This window comes from Kitasatospora sp. NPDC032121, assembly GCF_055580145.1.
The window spans coordinates 160,683-176,022 of record NZ_JBVILX010000014.1 but is presented as its reverse complement, the minus strand read 5'-3'; the positions used below and the strand labels follow the sequence as shown (position 1 = coordinate 176,022).

Genomic DNA, 15,340 nt, shown 5'->3' with positions numbered 1-15,340 from the left:
CGTTCCCGGGCCCGCCGGCAGCGGACGGACGGCGGGCGGTCAGCGGTCGAGGCGGCCGAAGTCGGAGTCGCAGGGCCAGCTGCAGAAGCCGGCGCGTTCGACCTCCTCGTAGAAGGGGGTGCCGTCGTCGCCGCGGTGCGCGGCCCGGTCGTGGTGGAGGTGCACGACGGGGTCGCGGTGGCGGTCCATCGGGCCGTAGCGTTCGGCGCGCCACACGAAGTCCTGGTCCTCGCCGCCCCAGCCGCAGAAGCGCTCGTCCATGCCGCCGATGCGGGTGAAGAGGTCCTCGCGCAGCCAGACGCAGCCGCCCGGCGGCCGGCGCAGGTGGACCCCGCGCAGCCGGTCCGGGCCGGGGTCGGGGGCCGCGTCGAGGCAGCGGGTGCGCACCGCCCGGGCGCTGGAGGCGGGGTCGAGGAAGAGCATGTCCTCGAACGGCCAGTGGGCCTGGGTGCCGGGCCGCTGGAAGCGCTCGACGGCCCGGGCGACGAAGTCGCGGTCGACGAGGATGTCGCCGTCCAGGACGCAGACCAGCTCGGCCGGCCTGGCACCGTGGACCACGCCGACGTTGACGGTCCAGGACTTGTTGAACCGGCCGGGGTCGGGCGCGAACAGGTAGGTGTCGCAGGCGTCGGCGAACAGCTCGCGCCAGCGCGGGCGTTCGTCGCTCTCGACCACCACGACGCGGTAGCGCTCGCGCGGGTGGGACTGGTCGGCGAGCGCGTTGAGGACGGCGGCCAGGTTGCGGACCCGGCCGGTGGCGTCGTCGGGGGCGCGGAAGGGGATGACCACCGCCGCGTCGACGGGGTGGGCGGCCCGGTGCGGCTTGCGGGCGAGCGCGGCCAGCAGCTCGGCGGTGTCGGGGGCCGCTGCGGGGGCCGGCGCCGCGGGCGGGCCCGGCTGGACGATCAGCCGGGACAGCGACTCGGTGCGGGCCGCGGCGGCGCGCAGCGCGTCGAGGGCCGCATCCGTGCCCTCGGGGCGGCGCAGCAGGTCGGTGAGGGCGGCGGTGAGGTGGGCGGCGGCGGTGGCGTCGGCGGGGTCGTCGGCGAGGCGGGCGGTGCTGGTGCGGACGCGGTCGTCGTCGATGGCGGTGAGCGCGTGCGCGGCGCCGTGGTGGGCGTCGGCGGACCAGTCCCAGTAGTCGGGGGCGACGGCGCGGGAGAGCGGGTCGTGGACGAGGATCAGGCTGCTGGTGGTCGCGGCTGCGAGGGCGTCGGGGGCGAAGGGGCGGGCGGCGGGCATGGCGGTGTCGTGTCTCCCCGGCGGTGTCGGGCTGGTGTGGTGGTGGACGTGGTCGGGGCGGCGGGCGGGGCGGGGTCAGTGGGCGTCGGCGGTGGGGGTCCAGCGCAGCGGGGTGAGGTCGGGGACGACCAGGTCGGCGTGGGTGAAGTCGCCCGCGCCGTGGGTGGTGGTGAGGGCGACGCAGCGCAGTCCGGCGCTCTTGGCGGCGCTGACGCCGGCCGGGGCGTCCTCGAAGGCGAGGCCGTCGGCGGGGTGGACGCCGAGGGCGCGGCAGGCGGCGAGGTAGCCCTGGGGGTCGGGCTTGCCGGCGCTGACGTCCTCGGCGGTGACGATGACCTGGAAGAGGTCGGCGCCGCCGACGTGGTCGAGCATCTCGGTGGCGTGGGCGCGCAGGCCGGAGGTGACGACGGCGAGGGGGACGCCGCGGGTGTGGAGGTCGGCGAGGAGTTCGGCGGCGCCGGGGACGGCGAAGGGCGGCGGGCTGTCGGGGCCCATGAGGTAGCCGCAGGCCTCGTCGAAGAGTTCGTCGACGCTGTGGCCGGGGAAGTGGTGGACGTGGTCGGCGAGGGCTTCCTTGCCGCGCCGGCCGACGAAGGTGGCGAGGACGGTGTCGTCGCAGGGCACGTGGTGGGTGGTGAACAGGCGGGTCCAGGCGGCGCGGCTGCGGTGTTCGGTGGCCACCAGGGTGCCGTCGAGGTCGAACAGGGCGGCCTTGGCGTGGAGGTGGTGGAGTTCGGTCATGGCGGGTCGTCCTCTGGGTCGGGTGTTCGTGGTGCGGTGGTGGTGTGCGGGGTTCAGCCGGTGGTGGGCGCGCCGGGGCGTTCCCCGGTGGTGAACACCGGGGCGGCCGGGTCGGTTGCGTCGGCCGGGTCGGGTGCGGCGGCAGGCTCCGGTGTGTCGGGTGTGTCGGCCGGGTCGGGTGCGGCGGCGACGGCGCGCAGGGCGGCGTAGCCGCAGAACGCGGTGATGAGGGCGAGTCCGGCGCTGGCGAGGGTGTAGGCGGTGGTGGGTCCGGCCCAGGTGCTGCGGCTGAGCCAGGGGTAGAGGGCGCCGAAGAGGGCGACGCCGGTGACGCCGACGACGGTGGAGAGGGTGTTGACGGTGCCGCTGAGCGTCGCGGCGTGGCGGGGCGGGACGGCGGTGGTGAGCAGGTTGAGCACGGAGGTGTTGGTGAGGCCGAGGCCGAAGCCGCCGATGCACAGGACGGCGGTGAGCGGCCAGATGGCGGTGCCCTCGCCGGCGGGGACGACGGGGGCGAGGGCGTAGGCGGTGGTGAGCAGGGTGCAGCCGATGAAGGGCAGTCGCCGGGTGAGGCGGTGTGGGGCGCGGCCGATGACGGGGCCGGCGAGGCCGAAGGCGAGGACCCAGCCGAGCGGGACGAGTCCGGCCTGCCAGGCCGGCAGGTGCAGGTGGTCCTGGAGGTGGAGGGAGAGCAGGTAGAGCATGGAGATGTAGGTGAGGGTGCAGCCGGAGGAGGTGGTGAGGGCCCAGCGGACGGTGGGGGTGGACAGGGGGCGCAGGTCGAGCGCGGGGGTGGCGCCGCGGGCGATGACGCGCTGTTCGGTGCGGACCAGTCGGACGGCGAGCGGGAGGGCGGCGGGCAACAGGAGCCAGATCCAGGCGGGTCGGGTGAGGCTGAGCGGGATGAGGACGGTGAGGGAGGCGGCGGCGAGCAGCAGGGTGCCGGGGATGTCGTTGTCGCCGCGGCGGGGGGTGGTGGCGGGTCGGTCGTGCGGGAGCAGGACGACGCCGAGCAGCAGGATGAGGGCGCCGATGGGCACGTTGAGCAGGAAGACGGCGCGCCAGCCGGTGCCGAGGATGTCGGCGGAGACGATGGTGCCGCCGAGGATCTGGCCGAGGGCGGCGCCGCCGGAGAGGGTGACGGCGTTCCAGCCGAGGGCGCGGGCGCGGGCGGGGCCGGTGTACCAGCGGTGGATGCCCATGAGGACCTGGGAGATCATCAGGGAGCAGGCGGCGCCTTGCAGGCAGCGTCCGGCGATGAGGACGGGGGCGCTGGTGGCGAGTCCGCAGGCGAGGGAGGCGAGGGTGAACAGGGCGAGGCCGGAGAGGTAGACGCGGCGTACGCCGAGGCGTTCGCCGAGTCGGGCGGCGGGGGCGAGGAGGACGGCGGAGCACAGCGCGTAGGCGGTGACCATCAGGGTGAGTGCGGAGCCGCTGACGTGGAGGTCGGCGCTGACGGCGGGTACGGCCAGGTTGACGATGGCCAGGTCGATGTTGGCCATCGACTGTCCGATCAGCAGGACCAGCAGCGCGGTGCCGCTGGGTCCGGTCCGCCGGCCGGCGGGTTGCCGGGTGGTGGCTTGCACGGTGTCTCCCCTTCGTCGCTCCCCCGGCGGGTGGGCCGGTTCGTCGGCCGGGGGGTGGTCCTGGTGGTGGAACACCGGCCGGGCCGGTCGGGTTGCGTCCGGTCCGGCCGGTGGTGGCGGGGGGTGGTGGCCTCGGGTCAGGCGGTGGTGGCGTCCAGGTCGAGGTCCTGGTAGGTGGCGGCCCAGGGGAGGCGGTCTTCCAGGGCGGCGGCGGCGCGGATGACGAGGGCGTCGTTGCGGCGGCGGGCGGCGAGTTGCAGGCCGACGGGAACGCCGTTGCGGGCGCGGCCGACGGGGACGGAGGCGGCGGGGCTGGCGATCAGGTTGAACGGGCTGGTGAGGGACCAGCCGACGAACGGGTCGACGCGCTGCCCGTGGACGGTGTCGGGGCCGACGGTGTCGCGGCCGGCGGAGTTGGGGATGCCGGTGACGGCGTTGACGGGGCTGACGATCAGGTCGTAGCGGTCGAAGAGGTTCTCGAAGGCGTAGAGGACGCGGGTGCGGTCGAGGTCTTCGAGGCGGAAGTCGACGGCGCTGAGGGATTCGCCGACGCGTACGGAGTCCAGGTAGGCCTGGTCGATGGAGCCGGCGTAGGTGCCGAGCAGGTCGAGGCCGTTGTCGCGGGAGATGGCGGCGGATTCGGCGTGGGCGACGGACAGGTAGCGGCGCCACATGGCGGTGAGGTCGGCGTGCGGCAGCGGCAGGGTGAAGTCGATCTCCTCGACGGTGGCGCCGGCGTCGCGCAGGGCGGGCAGGGCGGCGCGGACGAGGGCTTCGACCTCGGGTTCGACGGGGTAGCCGCCGAGGTCGGGGCTGTAGGCGACGGTGAGGCCGGTGAGGTCGCCGTGGAGGGCGTCGACGAGCTTGTCGGGGGCGGGGTAGGAGTACGGGTCGTACGGGTGCTCGCCGGACATCAGGTCGACGCCGAGGGCGGCGTCGGCGACGGTGCGGGCGAGGGTGGCGTAGCAGACCATCGGGTTGTAGCGGCGGAAGGCGTTGGGCTTGGCGGGGACGGCGACCCGGCCGAAGGTGGGCATCAGGGTGAAGACGCCGCAGAAGGCGGCGGGTACGCGCAGCGAGCCGCCGGCGTCGGAGCCCTGGGCGAGCGGGACCATGCCGGAGGCGACGGCGGCGGCGCTGCCGCCGGAGGAGCCGCCGGCGTTCATGGCGCGGTTGAAGGGCGTGGAGGCGGGGCCGAACAGGGCGCTGTCGGTGGTGGCCTTGAAGCCGAACTCGGGGGTGTTGGTCTTGCCGACGACGATCGCGCCGGCCTGTTCGAGGCGTTCAACGCAGAGGATGGTCTCCTGCGGGACGTCCTCGGCGAAGACCAGGGAGCCGCGGGCCATGCGGACGCCGGCGACGGGGTCGAGGTCCTTCACGCCGATGGGGACGCCGTGCAGCGGGCCGAGTTCGGCGCCGGAGGTGACGGCGCGTTCGGCGGCGGCGGCCTGTTCGAGGGCGCGTTCGCCGCAGACGGTCACGAAGGCGTTGACGGCGGGGTTGGTCTTCTCGATCCGTTCCAGTGCCGCCTGGACCGCCTCGACCGGGGAGATCTCCCGTCGGCGGATCGCCTCGGCGAGTCGGGTGGCGCTCAGTTCGGTGCTTTCGGTCATCTCACGCCTCGCACGGGGTTCGTCGGTTGGGCTCCAGGAGCCGGGCGTGAGGGGGAACACCGGGCCGGGCGTCCGGGTTGCACGGCGTCCGCGGCGGGGTGCGGGGCGGGGTGGGAGGCGGTGGTGCGGGGTGCGGGGCGGGTGGGTTCGGTGGGGTCGGTGGGGCCGGCGGGCCGTCGCGCGCGTGTACCCCGGTGTCGGGTACACGATCAACCACTTACCCCGCGCCCGATGCTCGGCTAGTCTCGCCACGGAATAGACAGGTCTAGACCTATCGGAGATCCGGTATGGCCGTCATGTCCCGTTCCCCCCTCGCCCGCCCCGGTGGCCCCGCCACCCCGTACCCGTACCCGGACCCGGACCCGGACCTGCTGCGGCTGCTGGGCGAGCACTTCACCCGGGCCGAGGCGCGGGACCGGGCGCTGGCGTACGTCCACGCGCTGCTGACCTCCCCCGGCCGGGGCAGCGCCGCGCAGATCGCCGCCCGGTCCGGCGCCGACAGCGCCTGGAGCACCCAGCGGCTGCTCACCCGCACGGTGTGGGACGCCGACCGGCTGCGCGACAGCATCCGCGCGCACGTGGTGCCGCTGCTCGGGGCGTCGGGCCCGTGCGCGGTGCTGAGCCGGCACGAGACGGCCCGGGCGGGCACCGGCGCGGTCGCGGTCGCCCCGGCCGGGGCGCGGGCCGCCAACCGGGACCGCAACATCCAGGCCGCGGCGCTGCTGTGCTACGTGTCGCGCAACCGGGCCGCGGTGATCGACCGCGAGCTGTACCTGCCCTCGCAGTGGACCGCCGACCCCGCGCGCTGCGCCCGGGCCGGCGTGCCGCCGGAACGGGTGCACCCGCGCAGCATGGCCGACCTCGGCCAGGAGATGCTGGAACGCGCCCTGGCGGCGGCGATGCCGATCGGCTGGGTGTTCGGCGGCCCGGACTTCGCCGATCCGCAGCTGCGCCAGTGGCTGTGCCGGCGGCGGCTGCCGTTCTGCGTCGAGCTTCCCCAACTCCCCTATCCGCAGAGCGAGTCGGACGCCTCGGCGGTGCGCGCGGAGCCGGGCAGGGAGGAGGCCTGGCAACTGCTGGGCCGTACCCTGGGCCCGGTGTACGGCCATCCGGCACCGGGTTTCCGGCTGACCCTGCTGGCCCGCCGGCTGCCGTCCGGGCACACCTCGCGCTTCCTGCTGCACGCGCCGACCACGGCGCCGGACGTCCCCGCCGCGCGGGCGATGGCGGCGGCGGGCGCGGCGGCCGCCCGGGCGGTCCACGAGGCCGACACCCGGGCCGGGTTGAGCAGCCACCAGGTGCGCACCTGGGTGGCCTGGTACCGGCACACCACGCTGGCGATGACGGCGGCCGTCCTGCACCTGGAGGCGGTGACGGCCCACCAGCCCGAAAGGGCCGACCGGAAGCGCAAGTACCGCTCCTTTTAACACCTGCTTGCCGCTCCGACTCAGGTGGTGTTCTAATCGTTTCGGCCGAGGGCGATGTGCGCACGCAAGAAATCGCGGGCCCGCCCTCGTTTTCCGTCAGCAGAACACATCCGATGCCGGGAGCGCAATTCCGCTCGGACGCCGCGGAGCCCCGGCGAATTCCCCCGCGAATTCGCCGAGGAAACGGGCGTTTCCCATCGGCCCGCACCGTCCGTTCATCCGCGTTGCCGTTCACCCGTGTTGCCGTTCATCCGTGTTGCCGTTCACCCGTGTTGCCGTTCATCCGTGCATGCACCGTGTTTCGATAAGCCATTCCTACCGGGGAGCCTGCGGAACGACATGCCCCATTTGACGAGTGTCACCAGCCAGACGGCTGAGGGAGAGGTCCGGCTGGCCCTGGCGGGCCTGCGTGCCCGGGCCCAGGAGCTGAACCGGATCGCGGAGGCCACGGCCCGGCTGCTGGCCTCCCCCGACGCCCTGTCCCCGGAGTTCCCCGAGTTCCGGGAGTTCGCCCGGGAGGCGGTGCCGCGCTGGCACTTCGCCATGCTCAACGACCACGAGCGCAACGACGCGCTGGCCACCGCCCTGGAGCGGATCGTCCCGCAGGACGGCACCGTGCTGGACATCGGCGCGGGCACCGGCCTGCTGGCCATGATGGCCGTCCGGGCCGGCGCCGCCCACGTCTACAGCTGCGAGGCGAACCCGCTGATGGCGGAGGTGGCCCGGCAGGTCCTGGCCGACGAGGGCTTCGCCGACCGGGTGACCGTGCTCGCCTGCCGCTCCGACGAGCTGGCGGTCGGCCGGGAACTGCCGCGCCGGGTCGACGCGGTGATCTCCGAGATCGTGGACTGCGGCCTGATCGGCGAGGGCATCCTGCCCTCGATCCGGCACGCGCGCCGCGAACTGCTCGCCCCGGACGGGGTGATGCTCCCCGAGCGGGCCCGCCTGCTGGGGGCGCTGGTGCAGAGCGAGAACGCGGTGAACCTGAACCGGGTGAACCGGGCCGGCGGCTTCGACGTGTCCCGGCTGAACGCCTTCGCCACACCGGGGCACTTCCCGATCCGGCTGCACACCTGGCCCCACCGCGTCCTGTCGGAGACGGTCGAACTGGCCTCCTTCGACTTCGCCGCGGACCCGCTCGGCCCCGGCGGCGGCAAACTCGCCCTCCCGGTGCGCGAGTCGGGCACCGTGCACGCCCTGGTCGCCTGGTTCGAGCTGGAACTCGGCGGCGGCGTGACCCTGCGCAACTCGCCCGACAACGTCGGCTCGCACTGGATGCAGGCGCTGCTGCCGCTGGCCCACCCCGTCGAGGCGCAGGCCGGCTCCACGCTGGAGCTCGACCTCGCCTGGAGCGACACCCGCCTCTTCCTCACCTGACCCACCCCCCCCCACCGCGCTCCCCCGCCTGACGCTCCGCCGCACCCGCGCTCCCCCGCACCCGTGCACGACCCCGCCCGGCCCGCCCCCACACCACCCGCGGAAGGCAGACCAGACATGTCGCACACACCCGTCCCCTACGAACCGTTCGAGCTGCACGGCGACGCGCTGCGCGAGGCGGTCCTGGCCTACGCCGCCAATCCGCTCTACAAGGACAACGAGGAGTGGGAGAACTCCGACCGCCCCTACCGCCGCCAGCTGCGCCCACAGGTGCTGCCCTACCTGGACTTCGACCGGGTGGCGGGCCGCGACCGGATCCTGGAGTACAGCAGCCTCGCCGCCCAGCGCCTGCTGACCAGCATCTACGAGGCCGACCTGGTGTTCTTCCCCAAGGCCGGCCTCGGCGACCAGGCGGAGGACCTGCGCCACTACTACAGCCCCGGCAACCGGGCCCGCGGCGAGCTGATCCGCCCCGCGCTGGAACGCTTCGCCTTCGGCTTCCTCGACCAGGAGGTGGAGGTCAGCGGCGACTGGACCACCGAGAGCCTGCTCGCCTACCTGGAGGACCTCGACGTCCACGCCCAGGGCGGGGCCTCCCCCGCCGAGAAGGCCGTCCGCGATTCCTCCGACCCGAAGCGCGCGGCCAGGATGTGGCTGATCCAGTTCGCCCCGGACTTCCTGTCCGAGGCCTCGCCGATGGCCCGGAACGTCCTCGGATATTACGGCGCCGAGCAGTCGGAATGGTTCAAGATCCTCATCGACGAATACGGCTACGGCGTTCACGACACCAAGCACAGCACCCTTTTCGAGGCCACCCTGGAATCCGTCGGACTCGGCTCCGACGTACACCGCTACTGGCAGTACTACCTGGTCTCCAGCCTCGCCCTGAACAACTACTTCCACTACCTCGGAAAGAACCACGAGCACTTCTTCCGCTACGTCGGCGCACTGTTCTACACCGAGAGCACCCTGGTGGACTTCTGCCGCCGCGCGGAGAACCTGCTCGCCGACGTGTTCGAGGGCACCGCGGACGCCCGCTACTTCTCCGAGCACGTCCACATCGACCAGCACCACGGCCGGATGGCGCTGGAGAAGCTGGTCAAGCCCCTCGTCGAGCGCCACGGCGAGCAGATCATCCCCGAAATCGTGCGCGGCATCGAGGAGTTCCGCCTGCTGAGCGCCATCGCCGACGACGACTTCGCCACCCAGATCGCCTGGATGGACGACGCGGACCGCTACAAGGACCTGCACGAGCCCGTCTACGCGGCCATCACCGAGGGCCGGATCACCCCGCCGGTCGCGGACATCGTCGAGCCCTTCGGCGAGCTGTCCAACACCCACAGCCACGAGGGCGACGAGCTCTGCCACATCGTCAGCGGCACGATGCGCTTCGTCAGCGGCTTCAACTCCTACCGGATCCTGGAGGCCGGCGAGGGCACCGTGATCCAGCGCAACCGCCTGCACGGCGCGATCATCGAGTCCGAGGAGTGCGTCTACCAGATCTTCTCCGTCGGGGACTACCGCGCATGCCTGTCGTGACGTTCAAGGCCGGCGGCGCGGACAACTGCGCCCGCGTCGCCGGCCTGCCCTACGTGTACATCCGCACCGAGGCGGGCGGATCGGTGCTGCCCGCCTCCTGCCCGCACCGGGGCGGCCCGCTGAACCTGGGCACCCCCGACCCCACCGGACGGCGGCTGGTGTGCCCGTGGCACGAGCGGGGCTCCTCGCTCAGCCGGCTGCGCCGCCAGGTGCCGGCCGTCCGCTCCGGCGACACCGTCACCGCGGTGCTGCCGGGACCGGCGGACGCCGCCGCCGAACTCTGTCACCTTCCGCTGTCCCCGGCCCTCGCCGCCGGAGCCTGAACCACCCCCGGGGGCCGCCCCCGGAGACAGGACGCTCCCGTGAACGCCCCGTCCTCCCCCCAGGTCGCCGTCATCGTCGACCCGTTCTCCTCCGGCGCCCAGTACGCGCCCCGGTTCGCCGAGTTCGGCATCCCCTCGGTCGCGGTCAGCTCGCTGCCCGAGGTGCCCGCGGCCTACGCGGACTCCTGGGACGCCACCCGCTACCGGCAGCTGCTCGCCTTCGACGGCGACCTCGAACGGCTGGTGGCGCAGCTGCGTCCGCTGTCACCGCGCTGCGTGCTGGCGGGAGCCGAGAGCGGCGTCGAGCTCACCGACCGGCTCACCGAGCGGCTGCTCCCGGAACAGGCCAACACCCCGCAGCTGTCGGCGGCGCGCCGCGACAAGGGCGCCATGGCGCAGGCGCTGCGCGCCGCCGGGGTCCCGACGATCCGCCAGATCTGCACCGACGACCCGGCGGCCGTCCGGGCCTGGATCGACCGGGAGGGCTTGGCCGGCCGCGACCTGGTGGTCAAGCCGCCCAAGAGCGGCAGCACCGACGGGGTCACCCGGGTGCCGGCCGGCGCGGACTGGCGGGTGCCGTTCGACGCCCAGCTGGGCCGGATCAACCAGTGGCACAACCTCAACGACCGGATGGTGGTGCAGGAGTACGCCCGGGGCACCGAGTTCGTGGTCGACACCTTCAGCCACCGGGGCCGGCACACCGTGGCCGACATCTGCCGCTACAGCAAGATCGACAACGGCGAGCAGATGGCCGTCTACGACAGCCTCACCTGGGTCTCCCCCGACGACCCCGCGGTGCCCGCGCTGACCCGCTACGCCGAGGCCGTGCTCGACGCGGTGGGCCTGCGGCACGGCGCCGCGCACATCGAGATCATGCTGACCGACGAGGGCCCGCGCCTCATCGAGATCAACTCCCGCCCGCACGGCGGCGGCCACCCCGCGTTCAACCTGACCGCCACCGGCGACAGCCAGGTGCACCGCGCGGTGCGCTGGTTCGCCCGCGAGGAGAGCGCCCCCAAGGGCTACCGGCTGCTGCGGCACATGACCGTGGTCTTCCTGATCGCCCGCCGCTCCGGCACGGTGTCCAACACCGCCGTCCTGGACGGGATCGCGGAGCTGGCGTCGTACCACCACTCGGCGGTCAGGCTCCGGGACGGCGACCACCTGGAGGTCACCCGCGACCTGCTGGGCACCCTCACCCTCGGCTTCGCGGTGCTCGCGCACCCGGATCCCGCGCAGGTCGAACGGGACGTGGCCGCCGTCCGGGCCATGGAGGCCGCCCTCGTCGTCACGCCGGACTCCGCCGACTCGCCCGGTTCCTCGGGCTCCCCGGGCTCGCCTGGCTCCTCGGGCTCGCCCGGCTCCTCGGGCTCCTCGGGCTCTGGCGGATCCGCCGGCGCCGCGCCGGCGGCGGCACCGGGCCACGCCGCCCGATGACCCCGGGCGCCCTCGCCGTCGCCGCCAGCCCGGCCTTCCTGGCCAGCTGCGCGGCGGTGGTGTGCAGCCCGGGCCCGGACAGCATGCTGGTGCTGCGCCTGGTCAGCCGCACCCGCCGCCGCCCGCCGGTGCTGGCCGCCGCCGCGGGCATGCTGCTCGCCGGCGCCGGGTACGCGGTGCTGGCGGTCACCGGCGCCATGGCGGTCGTGGCGCTTCGGCCCGGACTGCTCCACGCCTGGCAGGCGGCGGGCGCGCTCGTGCTGGCCGTGACGGGCGGCCGCGCCCTGTGGGAGGCCCTGCGCGCCCGCCCGGCCGGGGCGCGGACGGAGGAGGCTGAGGGGGCGGGCGTCGACCGGCTGCCGCGGCACCTGCTGCTCGGCTTCCTCTCCACGGCGGGCAACCCGAAGGTCGGCCTGTTCCTGACGGTGTTCCTCCCGCAGTTCCTGCCGGGCGGCAGCCCGTCGGCCGGGGCGCTGCCGCTGCTGGCGGCGGTGTACCTGTCGATCGGGGCGCTGTGGCTGCTGCTGCTCACCGAGGTGGGCGTGCGGCTCGTGACGGCGCGCGGGGCGAACGGCCGGGCCGCGTTCCCGCCGCTCGCGGAGCGGGTCGGCGGCGCGGTGGTGGGGCTGGTCCTGCTGGGCCTCGCCGCCGGGCTGCTCCTTCGATGACCTGCCGGGAGGATGTCCGGGTAGGTGTCCGGGAGGGTGTTTTCCGGGCGTCCGCGCGGCTTCCGGTCATGACGGACGGTCACGACGGACGGTGGCGAAGGACCGCGGCGAGGACGGGCAGGCCGGCGGGCTGAGGACGGGCCGGCTTCCGAGGGGCAGGTGGAGATGGACAGCCAGGGCGGCGGCGCGGATCGGCGGCCGGGGCCGGCCTCCGGGCCGCGGTGGCGGGCCCTCGGGGCAAGCCTGGACGGCGAGTTGGTGCTGCCCGGCGACGCCGGGTACGAGGCGGCGCGGCTGCCGCGCAACCTGCGGTACGCCGACCGGGCCCGCCCCGGGGCGGTCGCGTACTGCGCCGGGCCCGAGGACGTCGCCCGGTGCGTGCGGTTCGCCCGCCGGTACGGCCTGCGGCTCACGGTGCGCGGCGGCGGCCACTGCTACGGGGCCTGGTCCAGCCGGATGCCGCTGGTGGTCGACGTGTCCCGGCTGTCCGGCGTCCGGGTGGAGGACGGCGGCCACGCCGAGATCGGCGCGGGCACCCCGCTGATCACCGTCTACGAGGAACTGGCCCGGCACGGCGTGACGGTGCCCGCCGGCAGCTGCCCGACCGTCGCCCTGGCCGGGCTGGCCCTCGGCGGCGGCCACGGGGTGGTCAGCCGCGCGTACGGGCTGACCTGCGACAGCCTGGTCGGCGCCGAGGTGGTGCTCCCCGACGGCCGGACGGTGCGCTGCGACGAGCGGACCGAACCCGACCTGCTGTGGGCCCTGCGCGGCGCGGGCAACGGCAACTTCGGCGTGGTCACCTCGCTGCGGATGCGCACCCACCCGGCCGCCGACCTGACCGCGTTCCGGGCTTCCTGGCCCTACCGGGAGGCGGGCACCGTCCTGGAGCACTGGCAGGACCGGGCGTTCACCGCCCCCGACCGCCTCTGGTCGCACTTCCTGCTGGAGACCCGCCCGGGCGGCCCGGTCGCCGAGGTCGCCGGGTTCCTGCTCGGCGGCGGCGGGGAGGAGGAGGCCGAGCGGTGGCTGGACGGGCTGGTCGCCGCCGCCGGACCCGCCCGCGAACGGCAGGCCGTCCGCCGGTCGTACCTGGCCGCCGTACGGGCGAACGCCGGCGGCGAGGCCGTCATCGGGCGCCCGGACGAGCAGCGCGTCGCCTTCGCCGCGGCCTCGCACTTCTTCGACCGCGGGCTCGGCCCGCAGACCGTCCGGGAGACCCTCGCGGTGCTACGGCGCGTGCCCGACGGCGTGTGCGCCTCGATCTCCTTCAACGTCCTGGGCGGCGCCGTCAACCGGGTGCCCGCCGACGCCACCGCCTTCGTGCACCGCGACGCGCGCTTCCTGGCCCAGTGCTACGCCTGGTGGCCCGCCAGCGGCCCCTCCGACGCCGCCGAGGCCGCCAAGGACGCCAAGGCCACCGCGGACGCCGCCGACGCCGCCGTCCGCTGGGTCGGCGAGGCCCGCGAGGCGCTGCGCCCGTACGCCTCCGGCCACGCCTACCAGAACTACCGCGACCCGCGGCTGGCCGACTGGCGGCGGGCGTACTACGGCGCCAACCTGCCCCGGCTGGAACGGCTGCGGGCGCGCTACGACCCGGACCGGCTGCTGGACTTCCCGCAGGCCCTGTGAACGGGCGGCACCGGCTCCCCGGGGGCCTTCGCGAAGGTGAGGGGAGGTCAGGCCGGCAGGGGTCGGCAGCTGCGGCAGGCCCGGTAGCCGGCCGCCCGGGCGTCGGCGGCCGAGCCGAACGGCACCCGGTGCCGGTCGGTGATGCGGCGGGCGTCGGCGCAGGTCGGGTAGCAGAAGATCCGGGTGGTGTCGCTGCCCAGGAAGTGGGTGCCGTCCGCGGCGAACCGGTGCAGGCGCTCCCCGTCGATGCCCTCGTGCGCGCGCAGCCGCTCGACCAGGTCGGCGGGCAGGCCGCAGTCGAGGGGCCGGCCGTCCTCGTCGCCGAGCCGGTGCACCGGGATCAGCACCGGAACGGGGTTGGCGCGCACCGCCGCCAGCAGGTCCGCCTCGTCCGCCTCCGGCAGCCCCGCCTCGCGGCCCAGCCAGCGCGGGGGCCGCAGTTGACCGCGCGGGATGGCGCGCACCGCCTCCAGGACGCTGCGCTGCGCCTGCGGCAGGGAGCCGTAGTCGTAGCGCAGCATGCGGTCCCGCCCGGTGCGCAGCGCGCCGACGACGCCGGGCAGCGGTTTGCCGGCGGGCAGCGCGGTGCGGCCGGTGCGGCGCAGGTGGGCTTCCTCGAAGGCCTCCGCGCCGGGGTACCAGTCGACGGGTGCGGCCGCGACGACGGCGCCGCGTCCGTGGGCGACGAACAGGGCGGTGACCGGGCCGTCGACCACGGTGTACCGGTCGTACTCGCGGTCGGCGACGCCGGCGCGTTGCAGGATCCGGATCGCCAGGTCGGCGGGCATCGGTACGTGCAGGGCGTCGAGGCCGGGCACGGTGTGGCTGTCGCCGTCGTTGTCGGGCACGGTGTGGCCGCCGGGCGGTGGGATGTCCGTGGTCCGTGCGGTGGACGCCTTGGGCGTGGCCGTGCCGTTGACCGTGCGCCGTACCGCGTCGGGTGCCGCGTCGTGCGGGTCCCGGCCGTACGGGTCCCGGCCGTACGGGTCCCGGCCGTTCGGGGCCGCGTGCGGGTGTCCGCTCATCCTCTCACCTCCTCTACCGCCAGCCGGGGTTGGCTGCGCAGTGCGGCCAGCCCCCGTGACACCTGGGCCTTGACGGTGCCTACCGGGCATTCCACCAGCTCCGCGATCTCCGCGTAGCTCAGCTCTCCGACGTGCCGCAGGACCACCGGCAGCCGGTGGTGTTCGGGCAGTTCGGCGAGCGCGGCCACCAATCTCCCCCGTTCGTCCGCGTGCTCCGCCCGCTGTTCGGGTCCGGGTTTGCCGTCCACCAGGGGCAGTTCCCGGACGTCCACCCCTTCCGCGGCGGCGGGCCGCCGGGTCAGGGTGCGGACGTGGTTGCGCCACACGTTCGTGCCGATCGCCAGCAGCCAGGCCTTCGGCTGCAGGGCCTGCCGCCGCGCCGGCGGGTAGTCGCGCAGCGCCGTGTACGCCCGCAGGAAGGTGTCCTGCACCAGGTCTTCCACGTCGCGCGACGCCCCGTTCAGGCGCAGCAGCACCGAGTACACGGCGCCGCCGTGGGTGCGCACGAGTTCGGCGAACCCACGGTCGAGGTCTGCCGCGAGCAGCTCGGTGAGCGGAGGAGGCATCTCGTCCATCGTCTCTGAGAACACCGCCGGCGGCGCGGCGGTTGCACCGGGGGGCGGGCCGTCCGGCCGGGGCCTCGCCGCGCCTTGCCGGGAGCGTGCAGGGAACCGGTGTGGATCTTGCCGGGTCCTGTCGGCGCGGTGCGGGGGCGGGGGTGGCTAGCGTGGCC

The 15,340-nt window shown here is 74.7% G+C and carries 13 protein-coding genes; 7 read left to right on the top strand and 6 right to left on the bottom strand.

Going from position 1 to position 15,340, the window contains the following annotated elements:
- Positions 1-39 precede the first annotated feature (39 nt).
- From ACZ5OX_RS28740 to ACZ5OX_RS28725, 4 genes are all read right to left on the bottom strand, one after another.
- A complete protein-coding gene (locus tag ACZ5OX_RS28740) occupies positions 40-1,242 on the bottom strand; it encodes a glycosyltransferase family 2 protein (RefSeq protein WP_465634112.1) in 1,203 nt (400 codons plus the stop codon).
- A gap of 75 nt (positions 1,243-1,317) precedes the next feature.
- Complete coding sequence (locus tag ACZ5OX_RS28735) at positions 1,318-1,983, bottom strand: HAD family hydrolase (protein WP_465634111.1); 666 nt, start codon at positions 1,981-1,983, stop codon at positions 1,318-1,320.
- Between the two features lie 53 nt (positions 1,984-2,036).
- A complete protein-coding gene (locus ACZ5OX_RS28730) occupies positions 2,037-3,569 on the bottom strand; it encodes an MFS transporter (RefSeq protein ID WP_465634109.1) in 1,533 nt (510 codons plus the stop codon).
- 137 nt (positions 3,570-3,706) lie between these two features.
- On the bottom strand, positions 3,707-5,182 hold the full coding sequence (locus ACZ5OX_RS28725; protein ID WP_465634107.1) for an amidase: 1,476 nt from the start codon (positions 5,180-5,182) through the stop codon (positions 3,707-3,709).
- Positions 5,183-5,469: 287 nt separating this feature from the next.
- On the opposite strand from ACZ5OX_RS28725, the gene ACZ5OX_RS28720 reads away from it, so the two are divergent.
- The 7 genes from ACZ5OX_RS28720 to ACZ5OX_RS28690 all read left to right on the top strand — a co-directional run bounded on the left by ACZ5OX_RS28720 (position 5,470) and on the right by ACZ5OX_RS28690 (position 13,582).
- Positions 5,470-6,609: an IS701 family transposase gene (locus ACZ5OX_RS28720; RefSeq protein WP_465634106.1), complete on the top strand. Its 1,140-nt coding sequence runs from the start codon at positions 5,470-5,472 to the stop codon at positions 6,607-6,609.
- A gap of 339 nt (positions 6,610-6,948) precedes the next feature.
- Positions 6,949-7,986 carry a methyltransferase domain-containing protein gene (locus ACZ5OX_RS28715; protein WP_465634104.1) on the top strand — a complete coding sequence of 346 codons (1,038 nt, stop codon included), beginning with the start codon at positions 6,949-6,951 and terminating at the stop codon, positions 7,984-7,986.
- Positions 7,987-8,103: 117 nt separating this feature from the next.
- Positions 8,104-9,525: an iron-containing redox enzyme family protein gene (locus tag ACZ5OX_RS28710; RefSeq protein ID WP_465634102.1), complete on the top strand. Its 1,422-nt coding sequence runs from the start codon at positions 8,104-8,106 to the stop codon at positions 9,523-9,525.
- Positions 9,513-9,848, top strand: coding sequence for a Rieske 2Fe-2S domain-containing protein (locus ACZ5OX_RS28705; protein ID WP_392883254.1), 336 nt, complete (start codon positions 9,513-9,515; stop codon positions 9,846-9,848). Before ACZ5OX_RS28710 ends, ACZ5OX_RS28705 begins: the two co-directional genes overlap by 13 nt.
- Positions 9,849-9,887: 39 nt before the next feature.
- Complete coding sequence (locus ACZ5OX_RS28700) at positions 9,888-11,285, top strand: ATP-grasp domain-containing protein (protein WP_465634101.1); 1,398 nt, start codon at positions 9,888-9,890, stop codon at positions 11,283-11,285.
- Entirely contained in the window at positions 11,282-11,953 is a 672-nt protein-coding gene (locus ACZ5OX_RS28695; RefSeq protein WP_465634099.1) for a LysE family translocator, read from the top strand. Before ACZ5OX_RS28700 ends, ACZ5OX_RS28695 begins: the two co-directional genes overlap by 4 nt.
- Positions 11,954-12,118: 165 nt before the next feature.
- Positions 12,119-13,582, top strand: coding sequence for an FAD-binding oxidoreductase (locus ACZ5OX_RS28690; protein ID WP_465634098.1), 1,464 nt, complete (start codon positions 12,119-12,121; stop codon positions 13,580-13,582).
- Between the two features lie 47 nt (positions 13,583-13,629).
- On the opposite strand, the gene ACZ5OX_RS28685 is transcribed toward ACZ5OX_RS28690, so the two are convergent.
- Positions 13,630-14,607, bottom strand: coding sequence for an Ada metal-binding domain-containing protein (locus ACZ5OX_RS28685; protein ID WP_465634096.1), 978 nt, complete (start codon positions 14,605-14,607; stop codon positions 13,630-13,632).
- Positions 14,604-15,173: an RNA polymerase sigma factor gene (locus ACZ5OX_RS28680; RefSeq protein ID WP_392883261.1), complete on the bottom strand. Its 570-nt coding sequence runs from the start codon at positions 15,171-15,173 to the stop codon at positions 14,604-14,606. Before ACZ5OX_RS28680 ends, ACZ5OX_RS28685 begins: the two co-directional genes overlap by 4 nt.
- Between the last annotated feature and the right edge of the window lie 167 nt (positions 15,174-15,340).